Origin of the sequence: Clostridium sp. MCC353 (assembly GCF_018785315.1) — a bacterium.
Classification (GTDB): domain Bacteria; phylum Bacillota; class Clostridia; order Lachnospirales; family Lachnospiraceae; genus CHH4-2.
Window position 1 is genome coordinate 42,541 of the sequence record NZ_WQPN01000065.1, and the last position, 23,291, is coordinate 65,831.

A 23,291-nucleotide genomic window follows, 5' to 3' on the forward strand; every position below is an offset into this window, starting at 1 on the left:
TCCTTAATTTCTATCCGCTCCGTACCGTTCATAAACTTCTTCCGGCGCATCATTCTCATCAAACAGCTCTTTCATGGCCTTTAAAAGCTCCTCTTTTTTCACCGGATCATCGATTGGAGACAGTTCCCCGGGATCAGCATTCAGGTCGAACATCAGATCCGCATGTTCCGCCTGCTTCTTCGCAAACCGGCCGCCGGCCGGACTTTCAATTTTCAAAACAGGCGTTTCCTTTGTAAAGGAAAAGCCAGGGCTGAGGCTGGCATTTTTCAGCTCATCCACAGTGAACATACTGTTCATATGAGTTGGCATCAGCGTATATTCATAGCATTTCACAGACTGGTCCGCAGCCGCCCGCAGCAGTACATGGGAACCGTCCGTAATTCCCACAGGACCGCCGTGGTATCCGAATATCACGTGGCTGCGCACCGGCGCATCTTCTTTTATCACATCGGCCAGAGGTCTGCCCAGCATGTCCGCCGGACGGTCTAAATCAAAAAATTCCAGAATGGTGGGAGCCAAGTCAATGCTCTGCACCAAGGCATTTCTCCGTTCCCCTTTCACACCGTATCTGGGATCCCAGATGAAAAGGGGCGTATGTACCAGCTCTTCATAATCCGGCATGGAACCTTTTCCCCACCATTCATGTTCGCCCAGGAAAAATCCATGATCCGTATTAACTACCAGCAGGGTGTCTTTCCACAAATCCAGCTCATCCATCTTGTCCAGCACCCGTCCTAACTGGTAATCACAGTAGGACATCAGCGCGAAATACTTATTTCTCAACGTTTCAATCTCTTTGCTGCTCTCATTGACCGGGGCATACTGCGGCCAGTCCGGGCTGTCATAGTCATCAGGGCTTAAAAATCCGGCCATAAAACTTTCCGGCGAAGTAAACGGTTCATGGGGGTCAAAGGTTTCCAACTGCAGAAACCAGTTGTCATATCCGCTGTTCCTCTCAATAAAATCCAGACCGTCGTCAAATGTTTTATGCATTGGATAGTCATTTTCCGAACGAATCCGTTCACGGTTGCTCATATTCTGCCAGCCGACTCTCCTCCGGTTCGCCTTCATGAATCCGCTTGCGCTGTCAGGGCTGTACTGATTGGGAGCGAAGTTGTCACCATGAGGCGTCAAATCGCCAACCCATGCATCGCTCTCCTGCCCCCGGAAACACTCCCATGTGGAATAGCGTCCATGATAGGTAGCCCCGCCGTCCTGGATATAGTGGTAATGATCGGTGGCAAGATGGGAATGGATCCCATTCTTTTTCAGGATTTCCGGCATGGAATCGTCAAACGGCTCCACCGGCCCCCAGCTTCTGTGAAGAAAATTTAATCTGCCTGTGTGCAGTTCCCTTCTGGCCGGCATACACGGCAGGCTGCCCACGTAGCATTTGTCAAACTGTACGGAATGGGCCGCCAGCCGTTCAAAGTTCGGCGTGGGAACCGGGCCGCCGTTTACAGACATTAAATCCCTGCGGAGTGAATCGTACATAACCATAATCGCCTTCATTTTAATACCCTCCCTGTCAATATAATTAATTAAATTAATTTATTAAAGTATAACATACTGTATTTTTGGTTACAAGCAGGCATATTGTCTAAATGTAATTTTTTTTTTGTCTATATTGCTGAAACATCCGCTTCACAGGTATAGGACCGTCTCCCCATCACATTTACCTTCTCACCGGTGAGGGTTATTTCTCCGGTATACGCGATCTGGTGGGCGCTGGTTCCGATCATGATATCCATCACCGTAGGCTCCACCACAAATTCCATCTCTTCATTGTAATACCCTAACTGGCTGGTTTTCAGCCTGAAAGTAACCCTCTTCTTCTCTCCCGGTTCCAGGCTCACCTTCTTAAAACCGGCAAGCTGTTTCACCGGACGCACCACATGGGCTTTCTTGGTGTGGTAATAAAGCTGCACCACTTCATCCCCCTGGCGCTCTCCCGTATTGGCCACAGCACAGGAAACCACAATGGTTCCGTCCGTCGCCATTTCCCTGGATTCCACCGCAAATTCGGACAGGGCAAATGTGGTGTAGCTCAGTCCGTGTCCAAAACAGAATAAAGGCTGGCTGGGCTGATCCACATAACCGCCTGTGAAGATCAGGCTGCCCATGGGATCCGTATTGGACGCATACCCGCTTCCCATCCGGTGGTTATAAGTAACCGGCGTCTGGCCTACGCTTCTCGGCACAGTTGTGGTCAGCTTTCCGCTGAAATTGTTGGTTCCGTCCAACGCGTCCGCCATAACTTCTGCCGCATACTGTCCCGGCATCCACGCCTGGATCATGGCTGCCGTGTGTTCACAAGCCCATGGAAGGGCGAAAATTCCCGGGCCGTATAGAATGAGCACAACCGGCTTTCCCACGGCGCAGACCGCTTCCAGAAGCTGCTGCTGCACTCCCGGAAGTTCCAGGCTGCACCGGTCCTTTCCCTCTCCACCCGTAACATTCACCCAGCCGCAGTTTCCTCCGCAGGCCATGATCACCACATCGCTGTCCTCAGCCGCCTTCACGGCCTCAGGAATACCGGAAATGTCATTATCGTTGATCTCACAGCCTTTGGCATAGGAAACAAAAAACCGGTCCGATAACTCTTCTTTCAGCGTCCTTGCGCCCATGGATCGGAGCACTCCGTTCATATCCCCGATGGATTCCTTTTCTTCTTTTGTCAGGCCTTTGGTGAATGCCGCAAAGGGGTTGTCCTGGGACTTTTTACTGCTGCCCTGGGCCTCATCCGCCATGCCGCCGATGGAAACCTCATCTCCTTCGCTTCCGGCCGTCAGCATTTCCACATAGGCCGGGTAGGTGTATCCGCTGACCGGGTACCTGAGGCTGTCGCTGTGGGGCCCCACTACGGCCAGTTTGGTCCCCGGTTTCAGAGGCAGTACGCCTTCATTTTTAAGAAGAACCAGGGATTTTGCGGCAATGTCCCGGGACAGGGCGCTTTTTTCCTCATTTGTCAAAGATGCCTTTACCTGATCCAGAACGATATAAGGATTCTCAAACAGCCCATATTCAAATTTCACTTTCAAAACACGCCTCACCGACTGGTCCAGTATGGCTTCATCCAGTTTTCCCGCTCTCACATAATCCGGCAGCTTTCTGAAAGCATTGCCCACCGGTATCTCCGTATCGGTTCCGGCTTTCTTCGCCAGCAGTCCGGCCTCTTCATATGTTTCAGCAGTTTTGAAATCCTTGTAAGTTTTTAAAATGCCGGCCCCGTCAGATGTCAAAATACCTTCAAATTTCATGGTATCCCGAAGCAGGCCGTGGGCAATTTTTCTGTTTGCCACCACGCACATCCCGTCGATTTCCCCGTAGTTGGCCATAACCGAACTGACATCCGCTTCCCGCATGGCCGCTTCAAACGGAGTCGCAAACACTTCGTAGAGCTCCCGGTCCGGAATCCGGCAGACCGCCGTATTGAGCCCGCCCTGGGAATCGGAATATCCCAGAAAATGCTTGGCGACACAGGCCACCCCGTTTTTCTTATCTTTCTGCATCCCCTTAATATAGTGAATTCCCATCTGGCTGGTCAGGTAAGGGTCCTCTCCGTAGGTTTCATACACCCGGCCCCATCTGTGGTCACGGACGATATCGATGACCGGACTCATGGCAGAATTGATCCCCACCGCCCTGGATTCTTCGGAAATAATGCTGCTCATGGCCTCCGCCAGCTCCGGTTCCCAGGTGCAGGAAAGGTTGATCTGTGCCGGAAACATGGTTCCGCCCATAGCCGGATACCCGCAGAGGTTCTCCGTCTGAAGGGCCACCGGAATCCCCAGCCTGGTCTCTTCCACAAAATACTTCTGCAGCGTATTGGAAAGCAGGGCGATCTTCATCGGATCCGCCAGACCCATAGTGGAGTACTGGGTGATGCGCCCATGTCCATAGGGGAATTTCTTCTTCAACAGTTCCACAGAAGGCATTCCGTCCTGCACCAGTTCCATGGGCAGGTCGCCGCAGAGCTGGGCCGCCTTTTCTTCCAGAGTCATTCTGCCAAGCAGGTCTTCCACCCGTTCCATCACCGGTTTTGTACTGTCTTTATAGATTTCCATAATCTTTCTCCTCATCTCTTTTCTTCCTCTTTTTCCGCTTCATCGCGCAGTTTCGCAAGGTACATATACAGCATCCCCTGCTTCATGCCGCCGCGGATTTTCTCCTTGACATCCGCCTCGTACCCCGGAGGGCATATATTCTTGACCTTGGCCCACATCATTTCATCCGTAAAACGTTTGTCATAGGTATAGGGCACCACGTCGGCCGTCCGCTGCATCCAGCGCATAAATTCGATTCGCAGAGCTGCGATTTCAGCACTATATGCAGGATTATCAATCTGGTTAACGTTCTCACCGGGATCATTTTTCAAATCGTAAAACTCATCCTCTCCCGTAATCCGGCTCACATATTTATAATCCCGGCTTCTGATCATCGAAGCTTTGGCATGGGCTTCATGATCGGTCTGAGCCATCATCTTGGGCCAGTAAACGAAATTGACAGCCGGGCCGTCCGGGCCTGCGGAGTGGTATTCGTCACAATGTTTTTCCTCAGGAAGGCGGCCTCCTTCACAGAACACATAATCCCTGTTTTTTTCTGCCCGGTTCCCGACCACCCCTTTTAAACTCTTACCAAAATGCGTCCGTTTCGGCGTCACCCCGGCATAATCCACAGCCGTCGCATAGAAATCCACCAGTTCCGCCATGGAATCGGTTATCCCCGGGTCCAGGCCCTCCCCTTTTGGCGGCTTGATCAGAAGAGGAACTCTGGTTAAACAGTCTTCAAAACTGGACTGGGCCTTTTCCGTGATGCCGTAATCTCCGTCAAAATCGCCGTGGTCGCTGAAAAAGAAAATGGCGCAGTCATCATAAATCCCCGCTTCTTTCAGGCCCTGGCAGAGGCGTTTAAACTGATCGTCGATTTTGGCGCACATTCCCAGATAGACCGCCCGCAGCTCATCCCAGTCCTCTTCTGTATAATCATCCATTTTCTGGTAATTTCTCAGCAGGGACAGCATCTTTGATTTGTCCTTACAATCCTCAGGCCGTATTCTGGCAGGCAGTTTTTTTCTGTCGATCATGGAGTAATAAGGCTCCTCCACCCCATAGGGCACATGGGGGAATAACAGCCCCAGAAACAGGCACAGCGGCTGGTCATTTTCATAATTTTTCACAAAGTCCACGGCAGCGTCTACCGCCTCGTCATCCGCGTTATAGTTATTTCCGTTCTCATCCAGGCCAAGTTTTCCTTCAAAATGGGAATATTTATACTTCTCTTCCTTATTTAAAACCCCTTGATCCGTTGTCCCCGGGGCTTTGGGAACGTCTCCCCCATAAAAAACCGTATCCGCATTGGCCTCATTCCAGCCCTCAATCTGACCGGCAAACAGATCATTTCTGGCGTTCATCCAGACATAATAGCCCCCGTCCTTTAACTCCGAAAACAGATTTTCTTCTCCCGGATGGAGCAGATAACTCATAGTACGGTGCCCATGGACATGGGGATACAGTCCAGTGAAAAAGCTGCACCGGCTGGGAACACAGACCGGGTTCTGGCAGAACGCACGGCTGAAGGATACCGCCTCCTTCTCTGCAAATTCATCGAGAAACGGCGTATGGGCCGCGGGATTTCCCATGTGCCCCATGGTGTCCCAGCGCATTTCGTCCGGGTTAAATATAATAATATGAGGTTTTTTTGCCATCTGAATCTCCTTATCTCCAAACATCCAATATTTATTGGTTACTTCTGTGGTTTTCCAAGCGCCTGAAACATGCTGCGCTTATATGCCTCTACTCCCTCCTGGTCAAAGGGGTTCACTCCCGTCAGAATGCCGGAACAGGCACAGGCCATCATAAACGTATAGAATAACCCGCCAAAGGTCTCTTCCGAAATCTCTTTTACCTTCATGCCAACGCAGGGCACACCTCCGTCTGCATGGGCTTCCATAGTGGCTTTTTCAGCGATCTTATTTATGGTATCAAAATCCATGTTGTCCAGATAATCAAACCGGTCGCCGAATTCAGGGTCCGGCAGGATTACGGCCGACGCTTTGGGGTCTTCTGCGGAAAGAAATGTCTCAATCAGGTTTCTGCGTCCGTCCTGCACATACTGGCCGATGGAGTGCAGATCTTCCGAATAGACGGCCATTGACGGGTAAATTCCTTTTTTATCCTTTCCTTCGCTCTCACCAAACAACTGCCACCACCATTTTTCGAAATAATAGAACTGGGGTTCAAATGATACCAGCATCTCAATGTCATATCCCTTCTTATATAAAAGGCTCCTTGCTGCCGCATAGCGGACGGACGGGCTTTCCTCCGGCCTTTCCCGGCACAGCGTTACAGCGTCCTCAGCTCCCCGCAGATAGGCGTCCACATCAAGGCCGGACACCAGAAGCGGGAACAATGCCACCGGTGTGAATGCGGAATACCGCCCTCCCACCGCTTCCGGAAACGGCAAAAACAGATATCCGTTTTCCTTTGCAATCTCATCAAGCCGGGAACCGGCAGTTCCGGTCAGGATGATTCTTTCTGCCATCTCTTCTTTCGTATACCGTTCTCTCATCCACTGCCTCAGAATCCTGAAATGGCTGCCCGGTCCCAGAGTTTCAAAATTCTTTGCAATCACATTGATATAGACGCTCTTTCCTTCCAGCTTCTTCAGCATTTGGCTGATATAATGGGGAGAAAGCGTATTTCCCAGATAGACAATCTCAGGCCCTTTCCGGTCCGGAAATGCTTCGATAACCGCCCGGGCCGCCTGATTGGAGCCGCCCACCCCGACGATCACAAAGATATCCGCATCCATCCTGACCTTTTTTGCTTTCTGCTCCATGATATCCAGCATGACGGCGGATTCCTCTAAGGTCCTCCACCCCAGCACTCTATCTTTGTCCTCTTTTTCAAATATACTTTTACATATGTTAACCGCGGCTTTCTGCTGTTCCTCCAATTCAGAGGGATTCAGGCAGGATGCGGCATAGTCCAGATTCAATTGAACTTCCATTTGTTCCTTCCTTTCTGCTGTATTGACTTTGTATTTTTCATTTGCTATAATTAATTTATTAAATTAATTTAAAATATATAGAATGCATAAAATACATGAAATATAGGGGGGTGTTTTTTATGGAAAATATACCTGGCAATAATCTTCCCAGGGTTAAAGTGGCGAACCAGGCGGCAATCCGAAGGATGATTTATGAATACGGCCCCATCACCAGGGCTGGAATCGCAGAAAAACTTTCCCTCACTCTTCCCACCATCACCACCAATATCAGCAGCATGATTGCGTCCGGGCTGCTGGAAGAGCTGCCAGCCAAAGAAGGTTCCTCCCTGAGCCTGGGGCGCAGGGCCAATGCGGTCAATATCGTCAGCAACGCCGGGTATTTCATCGGCGTCGAATTCCGCAGGCTCTTCCGCCATCTCTGCATTACCAATTACCGTGGCGAGGTGATCTACTCTGAGGTTGATAATACGGATTATACCGATTATAATGAATGCATGGACCACACCTGCCGGATGATACATAAGGTCCTGCATTCAGACCTGGTACCTGAGGAAAAATTGTGCGGAATCGGCATTTGTCTGCCCGGTATCATCGATCCGGTCAGCGGCACCCTTGGCGCCCACCGCCAGAACAACTGGTATAATAAGGACATCCTCAGCGATGTGAAGCGGCTGACCGGTTTTAAAGGCCCAATCAGCGTGGAAAACAATACCCTGGCCCGGGCCTATGGCGCACAGTTATTCCGGAAAGACCTTCTCCGGGATATTCCGTCATTTACCTATATGTACATTTTCAGCGGTATCGCCTGTCCGCTGATCCTCAATAACTCCACGATGCTGAGCAATCCCGTGGGCCCCGGCGAGGTGGGCTACATGATCATCGATCCCAGCAAACCCAGAAATGAATTGGGAAGCATGGGAACCTTACACAGCCTGGCCGGCGAGCGCAGCATCGCAGACCAATGTTTTGAGGCCCTGAAAGAGGGAAATGCCCCGGTTCTTGAAACCATCTGCGGCGGAATTGTCCGCCCCACATTTCCCCAGATTGTGCAGGCCCAGAAAGACGGAGATCCCTTCTGCGACGAACTTCTTCTCAGCGCCGCCTATTATCTGGGAATCGCGGTTGCGAACGTGGACAATCTGATCCGGCCCCACTCCATGCTGATCGAAGGAAGGATCTTCTCAAATCCTAAAAACAAGGAACATTTCCTCAATACGATACGGGAAAACCAGTTCCGTTTATCCGATACGAAAACTCAGCTCATATTCATCGATTACGATGATTTCAGCGGCGCGAAAGGGGCTGCCGCCGTAGCCATCCGCGCAAACCTGGAACAATATATCAAGTAATTCAACACCCATCAATATGTTAAGGAGCCTTTTACCATGGAAAAAAAGTATTTCGTCAATCCCGTAGAATTTACCGCAGCCATGTGCACGGTTATCGTGTCCGCTGTCATCTCCTGCAGCCTGGTCTATATCAGACGGCCTGTATCAGCCCTGGTATTTTTCCTCATCGCTCTCCTGTTTTTAAAAGTTTCCTTCACCACCGGGGCCAAAATTACCATTAACCCCGACAGAATCACCCGTTCCGTCCTTGGAAAAACCACGATCTCCTTTACCTGGGATGAAATCAGTGAAGTGGGCGTGGCAGGTTCGCGGATCTTCAATAAAGGAAATAAGGAAAAAAGCGGCACCCTCTATATCTACTTTTCAAAAACGCCTATGACCGACGAAGAGCGTTTTCAGATGATGTTAAAATGGCCGCCAAAAGATAAAATCTATCTGGAACATGACAAATACCGCATGGACTTCATCCAGACCATGTACGGCAAAAAAGTTCAGAAATACAACACAGGCAGCTTAAAGATCTGATTGATAAAACAGGCCTTCCCCTTACGGGGAGGGCCTTTAAAGTTCCACAGTCCCCCGTGGATCCACAGCCCCCTGTATTCTGGCGGATTCATAAATCCCCTGTACAATCGCTAAGGTCTTCTTCGCGTCCTCAGGAGCCCATGGCATGGGCCTTCCCTCCATCAGCGCATGATAGCACTGGCTGATCTGGGTATAATGACAGCTTCCCCAATAGCTTTCCCCTCTGCCGCTTCCATCCGCATCCGGCAGTATTTCTTCCCTCCTGCCGTCTTTCCAACTGATCTCCATAAGGTCGTGGGTCAGCACGGCGGCGCCGTTTTCACAGCTGATTTCCACCCGGATGGGGCTGTTCGTGGTAAAATAGTTACAGGCGTAAAAGGAGTACACCGCTCCGTTGTCCAGCCATATGGCCGCGTCGGCTTCGTCTTCCACCTCGATCCCTGTCAGGACCCGTCTCGCCGTATGGCCCATGATCTTAACCGCTTCTAAACCGGTCATATAGCGCACCAGGTCGATGGAATGAATGGCCTGGTCAATGATCACGCCTCCGCCCTCTGTCTCCCATTTCCCTTTCCAGTCACATTCATAGTAACTGGGCGGGCGGAACCAGTTCAGCGTGGAAAAAGCTCCTTTCACCGTTCCAAGCTCCCCGCTTTCTATCAGCCTGCGCACCCTCTGCACGCCATTTATGTAACGGTTCTGGAAAATCACTCCGAGCTGCATCCCCGTCTTTTTCTGTACCGCAATCAGCTCATCCGCCTCCGAAAGGGTGATGGTAACTGGTTTTTCCGTCAAAACATGGACTCCGCACTCCATAGCTGCCATCCCGTATCTTCCGTGAAGAAAATGAGGCAGCAAAATATGAATCAAATCCGGCTTCACCCGGTTTAAAATATCCTTAAATTCCAAAATCCCAACGCGGTCCGAGGCAATACACCCCGGGCGGCCCGCAGCCGCGGCCTGAGCCCTGGATATCTCCTTATCCATGGCAAGCACCAGCTCCATCTCATCCGCAAGCTTTAGAAACGCCCCTTCATACACGGAGAAAATCCGTCCGCAGCCGATTACGGCAACTCTCAGCTTTTTCACCTGTCTATTCCTCTTTTCCATAAAGATCCGCCATATCCTGAAGCCCCTTTAAATAATTGACCGCTCCAACATAGCTGTTCTGATCGAAGTTTCCGATCTCATACTCCACAATGGCCCATGCGTCATCCTTTAATTCCTTTTTCAACTGACGGATCAGTTCAGGATATCCCATCATGCCGGTTCCCAAATCGATAAAGCTTTTATGTACCTGGTTGAAAGAATAGTCAAGGGGATCTCCCTCAGTCCGGTAATCCCTCAAATGGATGTACTCAAACCTGCCCGGATACTTTTTAATCAAATTCAAAGGCTGGAATCCCGAAGCGGCCGCCCATCCGGTATCCAGAGCGAATTTCAAATCCGGGGCGTAATCCGCCAGGGCAAACCAGATCAGCCCGTCATCCGCAAATTCCCAACTGTGGTTGTGGTACTGGACCTGTACTCCGTAAGCCTCCTTAATGCCTTTTACGATGTCATTTAAAGTCAGGGCCATCTGCTTTACCGTTTCCTTATCATGAAGCTCAGGGGCCGGCGCGCCGCTGCGGATCGGCAGATCCCTGATCTCCTCCATGGGCACCATGCCGGTGGCAATGATATTTTTATTCTTTAAAGGAGCCACAAACTCCGCCACCGCCTCCAGGGCCTCCCTGGCGGCCTGGGGATTTTCCAAAAGATCCATTAACCGGAAATTGTTGCAGTGCATTCCCGCCAGCTCCATGTGGTTGTCCGCAAGGATCTTTTCCAGTTCTCCCCTGCGCTCCAAACCAAAAAACCTCTGGCCCAGCTCACAGCCTTCTGCCCCGGTTCCGGCCAGCGTCCCAATCACTTTCTGCGGATCATCACCCAGTTCAGCCCCATATAAAACACAATGCGCTCCAAATCTCATATCTCTTTCCTCCTAAACTCTGACGATTTCTCCTGTATCCGCTGATTTCTGCGCGGCCTGGATCAGCTCCTGGATATAACGGCCCCGCTCAAAGGTGAGTTCCGTATCCCTCTTCTTCTGAATGGCATCCAAAAACTGACGTATTTCATAATAGAAATTAATGGCCATCGGCTCTCTCGGCGCGGCGGCATCGGGCCCAAAGCAGTCTTCCGGTACGGGAACCACCTGGGGAGCCGACTGATAGCCGCCGTCCTGATCTTTTAACTGCAAAGTCAGCTCAAAGGGCCTGGCCCCGTTAAATATCATCTTTCCGCCTGCGCCCACGATTTCCAGCATAAATGTGGCGCCGATTCTGCTGGCCGTGAAGTTGTAAAGCGTCCCTTTTTCCGTCCGGCAGGTCCAGCATGCCACATCATCGTTGGTCACCTTTCCCATAACTCCCGGTTTGCCGATGACCTCTCTCTCCCGGATCAGAATGTCCTGCATACACTGGATTTCCCGGATCCTGCCGCAGGAATCCCTAAGCAGGTAATCGCAGATATCCATCATATGGCTTCCGAAGTCGGCCAAAGCCCCGGGGCCCGACAAGTCCTCCTGCATCCTCCATTCCAGCTTCACATCCGGGTTCGCAATGCGGTCTCCGCCCTGCTCTTCCCGTACAAAAAATACGTTTCCGATTTTCCCTGCGTCAATCAGCTGCTTCATGTAAACGAATCCGGGAATATCCCGGTAACAAAGGCCGATCATAGCCACTTTATCCGTCAGCTTCGCATATTTCACCGCTTCCCTGCAGTCTTCGGCAGTGGGGGCAAAGGGCTTTTCGCAGAGCACATGGCAGCCCGCTTTTAATGCTGCCACCGCCAGTTCCACGTGGGTTCCGTTGGGGGTGCAGATACTGACCGCGTCACATTTTTCAAAGACTTCCTGCTCATTTTTACAGACCTGGGCGTCTTTTAATTCAAACTTGTCGATGTAATTCCGGGCCCGTTCGGGAAGAATATCATATACGGCGGTGATCACCGCGTCCTCACAGAGCTTATAAGACCTGATGTGAAATCCTGCAATTCCAATGGTGTTTCCTACTCCGATAATACCTATACGAATCATATTTTTTCTCCTTCTGTTTTTGATTGTGCTATCCGGTTTTATTGTTCCTTCTGTTTTAATTGTTCCTTCTGTTTTAATTGTTCTTTCTGTTTTTATTGTTCTCTCTGTTTTTATTGTTCTCTCTGTTTCAGACGGCGCAGAACATGCTGCCGCCGTTTATTTTTACAGATATTGGTTCAGGAACTCTCTGGACTTTAAAATCCCCTCTGAAACCGCCTCAAGGCTTCCTTCATAGTCCTTATCCTCATGTTCAATGCTGACGGTTCCTTTATAATTAATTTTCTTCAGCTCTCCAAACATCCTGCCCCAGTCAATCTCGCCCCTCCCCGGAATCCTGTACGTCCACCAACTGAAGTCCGTAAGGATTCCCGTCTGTTTCAGCCTCTCCCGGTCAATCGCGGTGTCCTTTGCATGGAAATGGAAAATACGGCTGCCGAACTCCTGGACCGGCTCATACGGATCGATCATTTCCCAAACCAGATGGCTGGGATCATAGGCCAGCCCCACCATTTCACTGTCCAGTTGTTCAAATATCCGCCGCCACATCACCGGAGAGACCGCGATATTTCCCATCAGCGGGCAGTTCTCAAAACAGATCTTCACGTGGTTCTTCTCCGCCAGTTCTAAAACCGGCTTAAAAGTTTCCAAAAACTGTTCCATACTCCTTACAGGGATTCTCCGTATCATATTTCCACGGTCCTTCACCGCCGGATCGCGGTCATAAATCCCTTCTTCCACTGTTTTATTGATGCCTGTGGATGTGATCACCTTTTCAATTCCCATTCTCCCGGCAAATGCAATCCTCTTTTTTAACTGGGCGATGTGCTCCTTCGCCTCATCTTCATCGCTGCTAAGATAGTTGCGGCAGTAAATCAATGCCGTAATATGTATCTTCCCTTCCGAGAGCACCTTTTCATATCCTCTTTCATCCAGCGCCAGGGACGGGCCGCATTCCAGATCCGTAAACCCATGTTCCACCGCCCAGGCCGCAACCTGGTCAAGGCTCTGAAATTCCCCGCTGCCCTGCCGCTTGGCTTCCTCCACCAGGCTGTTGGTTAAAAAACCAAGTTCCATATCCATTCTCCTCCATTGCAATTCATTTTATTAATTTATTTAATTAATTATATGCTAGCACTTTTATCCAGTATAGTCAAGTAGATAACTGTATTTTTTGTACATTAATTTCAGGACTTCGTAACAGTTCAGAATTGACATGGAGATTCGCATAAAAGCGTGAAGGCATTTTCAAAAATCCCTTGACGTTTTAATTTAAAACGTCAAGGGATTTCTGAAAATGCCTTCACACTCAGTTTTAAAAAAAAAATTGCCTACAGCCGCCCGCCCAGCAGTTCCTGAACCACCAGAGCGCAGCATCCCCGGGCCCCCGTATACCGGTTTGCGTCCACATACTGCACTTCCACATCCAAATGGCTCCGGAAATAGTTATGTTCATAAATCACCTGGTCAAGATACTTTCTCAAAACACGCCCGTTAAACAGCGCGCAGTCCACAATCACAAGCTGAGGATTTAACAGGTTTATAATGTTTGCAATGGATATCCCCATATACCTGACCGCCGGAAGAAGGGCCTGCTTTAACTGGTCGTCTCCCATATCCACCGCATTGACAATTTCTTCAATCTCAGGGTATTGGGGATTTTCACAGATTTCCTTCAGCTGCTTTGCCTTTCCTAACTCGATCTGATGAGCCGCGCTCTCCCGGATTGCATTCTCGCCAATAAAAGTCTGCAGGCACCCCCGCTTACCGCAGTTGCAGACAGGCCCGTCAATATCCATGATCGTATGTCCGATATCCCCGGTTCCAAAATGTTCCCGTCCAAACGGCTCCCCATCCGACATGACACAGCAGGAAATGCCCATCTGGGCAAAATAGTACAGATAGACATCCGGCCTGTTTTCACGCTCAAACATGTCCTGGCCGACGGCCCGGGCTCTCACATGATTCTCCACAATGACCGGATAATTCAGCAGTTCTTCCAAATCCTTTTTAACCGGAAGATCCTCCCAGCCGGTTCCCGTCATGGAACTGCAGACCAGCATGCCGCTCTGGGAATCCACCATTCCAGGCGTTGCCCATCCGATTCCAATTATGGATTCTTCATTTATCTCATTTTCACTCAGAATTTCATCCACACACTGTTTTGTTTCCGAAAGCATAGTATCATAACTGCAGCCAATCACCTTCATTTTGTGTTTTTTAACGGCAATCTGCTTTCCTCTCAAATCGGAGATGTATAAGATAATGCCGATCGGCCCCCATTCAATCCCCAGCGCATATCCTGCCGTCTCTTCAAAATCAATGGCCGCCGCCCTTCTGCCCAGCGCATTGTTCTGCTCCTTTAACGGCACCTCCTTTAAAATTCCTGTATCCAGCAATGACTTTATGGTAGTCGTTACCGTTGGCAGCGCCACTTCCAACTGTCTGGCAATTTCGGTCCTGGTAATTGGACCCTCTTTATAAATCGTCCCCAAAATGGCCGCGTAATTATCTGCTTTCATTCTCGTCTGATTCAGCCCCGATTTTACGTTCATGTCTACCTCCTCGACTGTACTTATTTAAAAACTATTATAAACGTATTTATTAGGTTTTTCCAGCCTAACATGATATTAGTTCCTGACTGGCTCCTGACCGTTCATAACAGAATGAATCCAAAAGGCCGGACAACGCGTCAGATTCCTGCGCCGTCCGGCTTTGTTCCTTCTATATAAATAGGTTCTGGATCAGTTTACCTCATGTACCCTGCAGCAGGTTACAAAATGTCCCTTTGATACCTCTTCCTGCTTCTGCTGCTCATGACATGCTTCTGTCGCAAAAGGACAGCGGGCCGCAAACCGGCATCCCGGTTTCGGATTAATGGGGGATGTGATCTCTCCCTTTAAAATCTCCCGTTTTGTGGGGTGATGGATATCCACAGACGGAATGGCAGAAAGCAGAGCTTTGGTATATGGATGAAGAGGGGATTTGAAAAGCTCTTTCGAAGAACATTTCTCCACCACCTGTCCCAGATACATCACGCAGATATCGTCGGAAATATGGCGCACCACCGACATATCATGGGTTACAAACATATAGGTGAGGCCGTGATCCATCTGCAGCTTCTTTAACAGGTTCAATACCTGGGCCTGGATGGAAACGTCCAGAGCCGACACCGGCTCGTCACACACAATGAACTTGGGATCCAGAGCCAAAGCCCTGGCAATGCCCACACGCTGCCGGCGGCCTCCGTCCAGTTCATGAGGATATGCCTTCTGAAGGCGCTCGTCGATACCAACCAGCTCCATCAGCTCCCTTGTCCTGTCTTCGGTTTCCTTCTTGGAAAACCGTTTGGAAACCATAAGAGGTTCACGGATCGTGCTGTCTATGGATTTTCTGGGATCCAGAGAGGAATAGGGATCCTGAAAAATGATCTGCATCTTTTCCCGGGCTAATTTCAAATCCTTTCCTGTGACCTTGGTAACATCCTGCCCCTCCAGCAGAATTCTGCCCGAGGTGCTTTCGTGAAGATGGATAATCGTCCTGCCCAGGGTGGACTTTCCGCATCCTGATTCACCTACAACCCCCAGCGTCTTTCCCGCATCAATTGTAAATGTAACATCATCCACAGCATGGAGAAGCCCGCGTGGTGTCTGGAAATATTTTTTTAAATTCTGAACTTCGATTACCGGTACCATATCAACCCTCCTGCTCTCTGATCTCATCTAAACGGCAGCAGCGGCACTCATGGCCGTCCTCTGTCTGATAGACGGAAATGGGTTCTTTGCGGCATTCATCCGAAGCATACTTGCAGCGGGGGCTGAACGCACATCCTTTCGGCAGATCGGTGGGATCCGGCGGAAGTCCTTCAATGGGGTGCAGCCAGATTTCATCCTCGTTCATGTCCGGAATGGCGCCAAACAGGCCGATCGTATACGGATGGGACGGATGGTCAAAAATCTGCTCTTTCGTACCGTATTCCACAATATTTCCGGCATAGATAACAGCCACATCGTCACAGACCTGGGCAACTACGCCCATATCATGGGTGATCAGCACCATCGCCGTATTATATTTTTTCTGCAAATCCCCGATCAGATCCATAACCTGAGCCTGGATGGTCACATCAAGAGCCGTTGTGGGCTCGTCCGCAAGCAGCAGATCCGGGTTGCAGGCTAAAGCGATGGCGATCACAACGCGCTGCTTCATTCCGCCTGAAAACTGGTGCGGATATTCATAATAGCGCTCCGCAGGAATGCCTACGATTTCCAGCATTTCCTTAGCCCGTGCTTCACAGTCCGTTTTCCCGTCATTATGAAGACGGATTACCTCAGCAATCTGTTCTCCTACACGCTGAACCGGGTTTAATGCGGTCATAGGATCCTGAAAGATCATGGATACCTTATTTCCGCGTATTTTCCTTAAATCATGTTCCGGCATGGCCAGCACATCTTCACCGTCCAGAAATATTTTTCCGCCCGCGATCCTGCATCCGATATCCGGTAAAATCTGCAGGATCGATTTGGCGATTGTCGTTTTTCCTGCGCCGGTTTCTCCAACCAGCCCCACGGTCTTGCCCCGTTCCAGATTAATGGAAACGCCGTTGACCGCATGTACGATCTGGTCATCTGATTTATATTCCACCACAAGATCCTTTACGGAAAGGAATGGCATATTGTTTTTTGTATTCTCAGACATCATTTTCCCCTCCTTAATTCTTTAATTTCGGATCCAGCGCATCCCTGAGCCCGTCGCCCAGCAGATTCAGTGCCAATACGGTAACGGCAATGGCTAATCCGGGGAAGATGACCAGATGCGGAGCCTGACGGATGAACTGGCGTGAAGCGGACAGCATGGCCCCCCATTCCGGGGTAGGCGGCTGTACGCCAAGACCGATAAAGCTCAGTCCGGCCGCCAGGGTAATGGTCTGGGCCACTCCCATGGTTGCCTGTACAATAATTGGGGAAATACAGTTGGGAAGCAGGTGGTTGATAATGATCCGCCGCTTACTGCAGTTAATGGACTGGGCGGCTTCAATATATTCATTGTCCCTCTCCTTCATCATCTGGGCGCGGAGCATACGCGCCATGCCCGGTATGCTGCCAACCGACATAGCGATAATCGTATTGAAAAAGCCAGGTCCTAAAACTGCGGAAATAACGATCATTAAAAGCATGCCGGGAATTGCCTGTATGATATCCAAAAGGCGCATGATCACATTATCCACCTGGCCCCCGAAAAAGCCGGCCACAGCGCCTATGCAGATACCAAGTGTGGTGGAAATCGCAACGGCAATAATGCCGATGGAGATGGAAAATCTTCCTCCGTAAAGAACACGGCTGAAAATATCACGCCCCATATCATCACATCCAAAGAAATGAGATGAGGATGGCCCCGAAAAACAATTCAGCATATCCATGGCCGTATAGTCATATGGTATAATCCATGGGGAAAGCAGGGCCAGAACGAATTCAACCAGTAAAACAGCAAGACCGAACATGGCTACCTTATTCTTTCTAAGCTGTTTCATAACACGGGCAAATTCGGTCTGCCTTTTTCTAGGTTTTTCAGAAGTCATTTCTTCACCTTCTTTCCTTTTTTTACGGTAGAATACTGGGCCTTAATTCGTGGGTCCACAGCCGCATAAAGCAAATCGATCAACAGCATCATAAGGCTGAATGAAATTGCCAGGATGATGGTTCCGCCCTGTACAATCGGATAGTCACGGTTATTGACCGCGCCGATGATATAAGTACCCATACCCGGGATAGAAAAAATCGTTTCAATGATCATGGCCCCGCCCAAAAGCCGTCCGAAGGCGGTTCCCATCATGGTGATGATGGGAATCAGGGCATTTTTAAGGGCATGTTTAACAATTACCGCATTTTCCGGAACTCCTTTAGAACGGGCTGTCGTAATATAATCCGCCCGAATTACATCCAGCATAGAAGAACGGGTCTGACGGGCACAGTTGGCAAGGGCGCCCGCGCAGTTGGCAATGGCCGGCAGTATGTAGTATTTCAGTCCGGCAATACCGGTTCCTATGCCCATGGCCGGAAGCCAGCCAAGCTTTACGGAAAACAGCAGTACCAACAGCAGGGCCAGCCAGAAGTTGGGAATCGCAACACCAATCAAAGCCAATACCATGGATACATGATCCTGCCAGCGGTTCTGATGGGTTGCCGCCATAATGCCGAGAGGTATGCCCAGGCCGAAGGCAACCAGCAGAGTTACCACCGTAAGCGTCAGGGTACGCGGCATACGGTCCATAATTGTAGAGATAATATCTACATTAGTAATCCAGGATTTTCCAAAGTCAAAGTGAATAAATACATCACTCATATAGGTTGCCAGGCGCACGACAAAAGGTTTATCGAGGCCCAGTTCAATTCTCTTTGCCACCAGATCCGCTTCTGTTGCGGTTGTGCCGAGAATAATCTCCGCCGGATCGCCGGGGCAGAATGTCATCATGGTAAAAACCAGGATGGTAACACCGAGGACAATGGGAATCATCCATAATAATCGTTTTCCTATATATCTGAGCATAAGTCCCCTCCAAGTTGATTTCCAAAAAAGAAACAGTTTCCTATTCTGTAAACTGGCAGGCTGCCGGGTTTACATAGTTTGTAAGTCCGCCTCTCACCTCTTTTACAAGGCCGGCGTCATTGCGCCAGATTGTAAAGGACTGTGGGTTTACAAGGCCATATGCGATTGCAGATTCTTTGATGTAGTTATGAACCTCATCAATATTCTCTTCCGTAAATCCGTCTACTGTCCAGGTTTTGTATAAAAGCTCAGCCAGATCGTAGTCATGACGGCTTGTAGCGTCCCCTGTTTCATAAGCGGCCGGGTCATAACGGATGGTCCAGTGATCCGGAAGGTAGGTTCCACCGATGGTATTTAAGAACATGTCATACTTGGTTCCATCCAGACGGATTGAGGTCAAAAGCGCCATATCCACACTGTAAAGCTCTGCTTTAATGCCCACTGCCGCCAGGTAATTCTGGATCATCTGGGCCAGTCTTGAAACAAATGTGCTGGAAGAACAAAGAATGGTCAGTGTCTCTCCATTGTAATTGGAAGCTGCCAGCAGTTCTTTTGCTTTTTCCACGTCATATTCATAATAGGGTTCATTTTTCCATTTCTCAAGGAAGCCGATTCTGTCAGGAGGGCATACATCCCACATCTGGGTGCCGTAGCCGGAACAAAGGCCGGTTATCAGTCCCTGTGCGTCAATGGCATAGCAGATGGCCTGGCGCAGATTCTGGTCTTCAGCAACTACACGGCTTTCCGCTCCTGAGAAGAACATCTCCCAGCCCTGCTGTCCATCAGTTAAATTGACGACAAACTGATCATTGCCTACAAACTGTGCTCCTGTGGTGGAATCCACATCGATGCCCAGCTCAACGGTTCCTGTTTCAAGGGCAATTCCCAACTGGGAAGCTTCTGTAATAATGCTGTAGTTTAACTGTTTTACCAAAGGACGCACACACTCAGGAAGCGCCTCAATATCGGTCTGCCAGTAATCATCCCGTCTGGTGAAACCAATGCTGTTGCCGGGAGTGAACTCCGTACATTCATAAGCTGAGGTCGTCACAGCTTTGGTTGCGAACTCATCAGAACTGGCTTTAAAAGCGCTTTCTGAAATGATCTTTGTATCGAATAAGAGAGCCTCAAATGCGCCCACAATATTGGTTGTCAGTTTCACATCAAAGGTATAATCACCTGTCTTGGTTACGCTTTCCACTTTGCTGAAGTTGGGCATTAAAGCTTTCTCCATAGCTGTATTGATATACCAGACAACATCGGACGCGGTGATCTTATTTCCTTCACTGTCCGTAATCATATCCCAGATTTCAATGCTGTATGTATAGCCGCCGTCCTTTGTCTCCCAGGATTTGGCCGCCCATGGTTCCATCTTGCCGCTTGCAGGTGAAAGAATTGCAAGAGATTCAAACAAATTCAGAAGATAGGGGGCGTTTCGTCCCGTATTGGACCGGAAACAGGTAAGGGAATCGATGGATACATTATATCCTATATTCAGTGTTTTTCCCCCAAGGGTGCTGCTGGCCGCCACAGGTTCCGTCTCAGGTGTGGCTGGGGCGGTTTGTCCTCCCGCAGTGGTTTCAGCTCCCGATGCCGCTGCTGTTGTGCTGCCGCTATTGCCGGCTGAGGTTTTAGAACCGCCGCATCCGGCCACAGAAACAGCCATAAGGGATGCCGCTAAAGCAAGAGATGCCAGCCTGCTGATACTTTTCTTCATATAAATTTCCTCCTTTTGCCAATTGCCCCGTCCTGCTCCTTCTCCGAATATCAGCAGAAACATAATACGGACGCGTTCAGCTTCATTTATTTATTAATTTATTTAATTAAATAATAGCATACGATCTTTTTGCTTACAATGTCAATTTTTACAAATTTTCCTCAATATTTTTAGTTATTTTAACTAATAATTTTAGGCTTTTTCCTTTAATTTTTGTAACTCAATAACTGACTTTCAGCTCCTCCGGATATTTTTCCCGCAGCTCATCCGCGCACTCCTGCCGCCCGGTTTCCTCCAGACGCTTGCAGTAATCGGCCAGATAGCCCCTGCAATGGAACGGTCCTCCTTCCGCGATCACATTCCACATGGGATCTTCATGATAATGATAGATGTTGCTGAGCATGTTATCAGCCACCCACCTCTCCAGATACCAGGCCCCTTTCCAGCAGAGTTCCGGCATCGCTTCCGCCAGATTATGGGTTTCATGGGGGTCTTCTTTTACATTGAACAGCTCTTCTGCTTCCGTCAGATGGTAGCCGTCGTGATACGTGCGTATGTAAATATAATCGTCAAACCGGACGCTCCTCTGGCATACATGGGCGCACTGGCTTAAAACCAGATGGCTGCGCCCCCCGTCTTCACCGGTACGGATGCAGTCGGCAAAACTCTCTCCGTCATATGTTACCGGATTCGGCTTTCCAACTACCCGGTTGCAGGTAAATGGAGGGATATCTCCGATCATATCCATGAGGGTGGGAAGCAGATCCAGATTATAATGGAAACCATGGGATTCCACATTTCCCGGACAGCCCGGCCATTTGATGATGAGAGGGATATGAGTGGTTATGTAATCCGCCTCCCCATGTTCGCAGTAGCTTCCCATCTCGCCTAAATCCTCGCCGTGGTCAGAACTGATGATGATGACGGTATCATCATAAATTCCCTGCTCCTTTAATTTATCAAACAACATGCCCACATGCTTGTCCGCATACCAGATTCCGGTATCATATTCATCGATCATACGGCGGAAATCATCCAGATTTTCCACCGTTCTGAGCTGCCTTGGCTCCGCCGGATTCGGAGTGCTGTTATATCCGGTCACTTCACAGGCGCTGTGCCCGCCCGGTTTCCGCTTTCTGTGGTATTCCAAAATCTCCTCCGTCATCCAGGGGTCAGGAAGGGGGTCCTGTTCAAATGGTTTCCCGTAATCCAGCGGGGTGCGGTATGGAATATGGGGATCCCATACGTGGACATGTAAAAACCAGTTCTCCGTATCTCTCTTCCTGTCCAGCCAGTCAAGGGCCACCGGAAGCACTTCATGGGCCGGTTCCAGCCCCCGTTTGCCGATATTATAAGTTTCATCAAATCCGCCGTTAAACCACCACGCTCCATGACGGTCCGGAAAGCTGGAAATGCTGGCGGTCTTCATGCCCGCCCGTCTCATCACCGCCGGAAGGTTATAACGGCCGTTAAAATCCGCCATTCCCCTTTCGTGTCCTTCCCAGCGCATTTCCGCATTATGACCGCCATGTCCCACACATCCGGTATGAATGCCGAAACGGCCGGTCATCAGCGCCGCCCGGCTGGGCAGACAGGGTGCGTCCGAACAATAATAATCCGTAAAACGCACCGCCTCCCTGGCGACCCCGTCAATATTGGGGCTTGTATTTCTGGGATAGCCATAACATCCCAGATGATCAACCCTCAATGTATCGATATCTACATAGAGTATCCTCATAAAATCCTCCTCCGGATAATCCGCTTTTTATTTATTAAATAATTTAATTAATTATCTATCTATGAGAATAACATATTGGAAACTGATTTGCAATTGACTAATATCCACAAGATTTTTATTGATTATTTGTGTATTTTTACTATATTATTTTAAAAGCAGTACATATAAATCCATATACTAGAAAGAATCCCGCTCACGGGATTCTCCGCCTGCGGCGGGTCGCTTCAGCAACATGATTCCCTACCGCCGCATTCTAAGCGATACGCAGTGCGATCCTATAGCCAGCAAAGCTGGCATAGGAGGGCTTTTTATTCAATATGAGCACTTTCCTATTGAATAAAAAAAGCGCATGTCCGGACATTCTATCCGTAACATGCACTTTTCATCTTTTTATGCTCATCCCTCTTCTTTCATATCTACAAGGGATGCGCGCCGCCTGAATTCAAAATTTTTAGAATTTTTAATCTTATATTCCAGATTCCTCTCATAGTTTTTGACAAAACAGCAGGAAAAAAGGATATTCAATATGCTCAATATAGAGGCTTCTGTTGAAAAACCTGAAATCTTGCTGAACAGCCTCTCTCTGGAAGATATGGTCAGGATACAGTCGATATTCTCCCGGATATAGTTATTGCCCCCACTGGTAATACCAATCATCGGCACTTGATTCTCCTGCAGTTTCTTTATAAAACGCATGGGCTCACGATTTTCATTATTACCGGAATAAGAGATCATAACCGCACAATCATCTGCTGTAAGGGAACTGGATAACATTCCGCTTTCATCCACCGCTGAGATATACACCAGCCGCCCAATGGATTCCATCTTTCTGCGAAACAGTTCCCCAAGCAGGTTATTAGGGCTGATTCCGAACAACGTCACATGCGCAGCATTTAAAATCCTTTCGGCAGCCTGTTCTAAAGCTGCTGTATCCAGTAAATCGGCTGTGTCTAAAATGCTTTCAACCTGTAAATCACTGATCTTGGTTATGATATCCTTCGTGGAATCAGATATAGAAAATGGATAATTGGGATCAATATCTGAAAAATGAGACTCCTGATAATAAGCCTCCTCCACAAATGCCTTCATAAATTCCTTCCACCCGGCATACCCCAATGCCTGGGCAAAACGAACCAACGTTGGTTTTGAAGTATAAGTCGCCTCCGCTATTTCCTGCATGGAATAGTGGGTAAGCTTACTTCTTTTTTGCAGAATAAATTCCGCCACCTTTTTCTTCGAATCATCATAAAGCATAAATGTTTCTTCAATCCGCTGAAACAGATACATACCCCGCCCTCTTTTCTACATGGTATCTTCTACAAGTATATGACA

18 protein-coding genes are annotated in these 23,291 nt (G+C 49.2%); 2 read left to right on the top strand and 16 right to left on the bottom strand.

All coding sequences use genetic code 11. The annotated features are described in order from the left end of the window. Nucleotides 1-3 precede the first annotated feature (3 nt). The 4 genes from GPL15_RS12540 to GPL15_RS12555 form a co-directional block, all read right to left on the bottom strand. Complete coding sequence (locus GPL15_RS12540; RefSeq protein WP_215699012.1) at nucleotides 4-1,512, bottom strand: sulfatase; 1,509 nt, start codon at nucleotides 1,510-1,512, stop codon at nucleotides 4-6. Between the two features lie 110 nt (nucleotides 1,513-1,622). Beyond that, nucleotides 1,623-4,067 carry a glycoside hydrolase family 3 N-terminal domain-containing protein gene (locus GPL15_RS12545; RefSeq protein WP_215699013.1) on the bottom strand — a complete coding sequence of 815 codons (2,445 nt, stop codon included), beginning with the start codon at nucleotides 4,065-4,067 and terminating at the stop codon, nucleotides 1,623-1,625. Between the two features lie 11 nt (nucleotides 4,068-4,078). Further along, nucleotides 4,079-5,707, bottom strand: a complete 1,629-nt coding sequence (locus GPL15_RS12550) for a sulfatase-like hydrolase/transferase (protein WP_215699014.1) — start codon at nucleotides 5,705-5,707, stop codon at nucleotides 4,079-4,081. A 38-nt stretch (nucleotides 5,708-5,745) separates the two neighbouring features. Further along, complete coding sequence (locus tag GPL15_RS12555) at nucleotides 5,746-7,011, bottom strand: glucose-6-phosphate isomerase (RefSeq protein ID WP_215699015.1); 1,266 nt, start codon at nucleotides 7,009-7,011, stop codon at nucleotides 5,746-5,748. 119 nt (nucleotides 7,012-7,130) lie between these two features. Between GPL15_RS12555 and GPL15_RS12560 the strand changes: the two genes are divergently transcribed. Both GPL15_RS12560 and GPL15_RS12565 read left to right on the top strand, forming a co-directional pair. Further along, nucleotides 7,131-8,360, top strand: a complete 1,230-nt coding sequence (locus tag GPL15_RS12560) for an ROK family transcriptional regulator (RefSeq protein ID WP_215699016.1) — start codon at nucleotides 7,131-7,133, stop codon at nucleotides 8,358-8,360. A 36-nt stretch (nucleotides 8,361-8,396) separates the two neighbouring features. After that, nucleotides 8,397-8,885, top strand: a complete 489-nt coding sequence (locus GPL15_RS12565; RefSeq protein WP_215699017.1) for a hypothetical protein — start codon at nucleotides 8,397-8,399, stop codon at nucleotides 8,883-8,885. A 36-nt stretch (nucleotides 8,886-8,921) separates the two neighbouring features. Here the strand turns inward: GPL15_RS12565 and GPL15_RS12570 are convergent, their stop codons facing one another. The 12 genes from GPL15_RS12570 to GPL15_RS12625 all read right to left on the bottom strand — a co-directional run bounded on the left by GPL15_RS12570 (nucleotide 8,922) and on the right by GPL15_RS12625 (nucleotide 23,246). Then, nucleotides 8,922-9,995 carry a Gfo/Idh/MocA family oxidoreductase gene (locus GPL15_RS12570; RefSeq protein WP_252198365.1) on the bottom strand — a complete coding sequence of 358 codons (1,074 nt, stop codon included), beginning with the start codon at nucleotides 9,993-9,995 and terminating at the stop codon, nucleotides 8,922-8,924. Then, the gene (locus tag GPL15_RS12575; protein WP_215699018.1) at nucleotides 9,979-10,857 is read right to left on the bottom strand and encodes a sugar phosphate isomerase/epimerase; all 879 of its coding nucleotides are present in this window, start codon (nucleotides 10,855-10,857) and stop codon (nucleotides 9,979-9,981) included. The genes GPL15_RS12570 and GPL15_RS12575 overlap by 17 nt, the downstream gene beginning before the upstream one ends. A gap of 12 nt (nucleotides 10,858-10,869) precedes the next feature. Beyond that, on the bottom strand, nucleotides 10,870-11,964 hold the full coding sequence (locus GPL15_RS12580; protein WP_215699019.1) for a Gfo/Idh/MocA family oxidoreductase: 1,095 nt from the start codon (nucleotides 11,962-11,964) through the stop codon (nucleotides 10,870-10,872). Between the two features lie 162 nt (nucleotides 11,965-12,126). Next, entirely contained in the window at nucleotides 12,127-13,038 is a 912-nt protein-coding gene (locus GPL15_RS12585) for a sugar phosphate isomerase/epimerase (protein ID WP_215699020.1), read from the bottom strand. Between the two features lie 254 nt (nucleotides 13,039-13,292). After that, a complete protein-coding gene (locus GPL15_RS12590; RefSeq protein ID WP_215699021.1) occupies nucleotides 13,293-14,516 on the bottom strand; it encodes an ROK family transcriptional regulator in 1,224 nt (407 codons plus the stop codon). Nucleotides 14,517-14,705: 189 nt separating this feature from the next. Continuing rightward, on the bottom strand, nucleotides 14,706-15,656 hold the full coding sequence (locus GPL15_RS12595) for an oligopeptide/dipeptide ABC transporter ATP-binding protein (RefSeq protein WP_215699022.1): 951 nt from the start codon (nucleotides 15,654-15,656) through the stop codon (nucleotides 14,706-14,708). Between the two features lies 1 nt (nucleotide 15,657). Continuing rightward, entirely contained in the window at nucleotides 15,658-16,656 is a 999-nt protein-coding gene (locus GPL15_RS12600; RefSeq protein ID WP_215699056.1) for an ABC transporter ATP-binding protein, read from the bottom strand. 13 nt (nucleotides 16,657-16,669) lie between these two features. Beyond that, nucleotides 16,670-17,536: an ABC transporter permease gene (locus tag GPL15_RS12605; RefSeq protein WP_215699023.1), complete on the bottom strand. Its 867-nt coding sequence runs from the start codon at nucleotides 17,534-17,536 to the stop codon at nucleotides 16,670-16,672. Continuing rightward, nucleotides 17,533-18,504, bottom strand: coding sequence for an ABC transporter permease (locus GPL15_RS12610; RefSeq protein ID WP_215699024.1), 972 nt, complete (start codon nucleotides 18,502-18,504; stop codon nucleotides 17,533-17,535). Before GPL15_RS12610 ends, GPL15_RS12605 begins: the two co-directional genes overlap by 4 nt. A gap of 40 nt (nucleotides 18,505-18,544) precedes the next feature. Further along, a complete protein-coding gene (locus GPL15_RS12615; RefSeq protein WP_215699025.1) occupies nucleotides 18,545-20,221 on the bottom strand; it encodes an ABC transporter substrate-binding protein in 1,677 nt (558 codons plus the stop codon). A gap of 220 nt (nucleotides 20,222-20,441) precedes the next feature. Further along, on the bottom strand, nucleotides 20,442-21,959 hold the full coding sequence (locus GPL15_RS12620) for a sulfatase (protein ID WP_215699026.1): 1,518 nt from the start codon (nucleotides 21,957-21,959) through the stop codon (nucleotides 20,442-20,444). A gap of 396 nt (nucleotides 21,960-22,355) precedes the next feature. Beyond that, on the bottom strand, nucleotides 22,356-23,246 hold the full coding sequence (locus GPL15_RS12625; RefSeq protein ID WP_215699027.1) for a MurR/RpiR family transcriptional regulator: 891 nt from the start codon (nucleotides 23,244-23,246) through the stop codon (nucleotides 22,356-22,358). Between the last annotated feature and the right edge of the window lie 45 nt (nucleotides 23,247-23,291).

Bases quoted from the DNA above. Each gene is read 5' to 3' on its own strand.
- GPL15_RS12605 (WP_215699023.1), bottom strand. From the start codon at position 17,536: ATGACTTCTGAAAAACCTAGAAAAAGGCAGACCGAATTTGCCCGTGTT.
- GPL15_RS12575 (WP_215699018.1), bottom strand. From the start codon at position 10,857: ATGAGATTTGGAGCGCATTGTGTTTTATATGGGGCTGAACTGGGTGAT.
- GPL15_RS12585 (WP_215699020.1), bottom strand. From the start codon at position 13,038: ATGGAACTTGGTTTTTTAACCAACAGCCTGGTGGAGGAAGCCAAGCGG.
- GPL15_RS12565 (WP_215699017.1), top strand. From the start codon at position 8,397: ATGGAAAAAAAGTATTTCGTCAATCCCGTAGAATTTACCGCAGCCATG.
- GPL15_RS12555 (WP_215699015.1), bottom strand. From the start codon at position 7,011: ATGGAAGTTCAATTGAATCTGGACTATGCCGCATCCTGCCTGAATCCC.
- GPL15_RS12580 (WP_215699019.1), bottom strand. From the start codon at position 11,964: ATGATTCGTATAGGTATTATCGGAGTAGGAAACACCATTGGAATTGCA.
- GPL15_RS12590 (WP_215699021.1), bottom strand. From the start codon at position 14,516: ATGAACGTAAAATCGGGGCTGAATCAGACGAGAATGAAAGCAGATAAT.
- GPL15_RS12600 (WP_215699056.1), bottom strand. From the start codon at position 16,656: ATGTCTGAGAATACAAAAAACAATATGCCATTCCTTTCCGTAAAGGAT.
- GPL15_RS12610 (WP_215699024.1), bottom strand. From the start codon at position 18,504: ATGCTCAGATATATAGGAAAACGATTATTATGGATGATTCCCATTGTC.
- GPL15_RS12545 (WP_215699013.1), bottom strand. From the start codon at position 4,067: ATGGAAATCTATAAAGACAGTACAAAACCGGTGATGGAACGGGTGGAA.
- GPL15_RS12550 (WP_215699014.1), bottom strand. From the start codon at position 5,707: ATGGCAAAAAAACCTCATATTATTATATTTAACCCGGACGAAATGCGC.
- GPL15_RS12560 (WP_215699016.1), top strand. From the start codon at position 7,131: ATGGAAAATATACCTGGCAATAATCTTCCCAGGGTTAAAGTGGCGAAC.
- GPL15_RS12570 (WP_252198365.1), bottom strand. From the start codon at position 9,995: ATGGAAAAGAGGAATAGACAGGTGAAAAAGCTGAGAGTTGCCGTAATC.
- GPL15_RS12625 (WP_215699027.1), bottom strand. From the start codon at position 23,246: ATGTATCTGTTTCAGCGGATTGAAGAAACATTTATGCTTTATGATGAT.
- GPL15_RS12595 (WP_215699022.1), bottom strand. From the start codon at position 15,656: ATGGTACCGGTAATCGAAGTTCAGAATTTAAAAAAATATTTCCAGACA.
- GPL15_RS12615 (WP_215699025.1), bottom strand. From the start codon at position 20,221: ATGAAGAAAAGTATCAGCAGGCTGGCATCTCTTGCTTTAGCGGCATCC.
- GPL15_RS12620 (WP_215699026.1), bottom strand. From the start codon at position 21,959: ATGAGGATACTCTATGTAGATATCGATACATTGAGGGTTGATCATCTG.
- GPL15_RS12540 (WP_215699012.1), bottom strand. From the start codon at position 1,512: ATGAAGGCGATTATGGTTATGTACGATTCACTCCGCAGGGATTTAATG.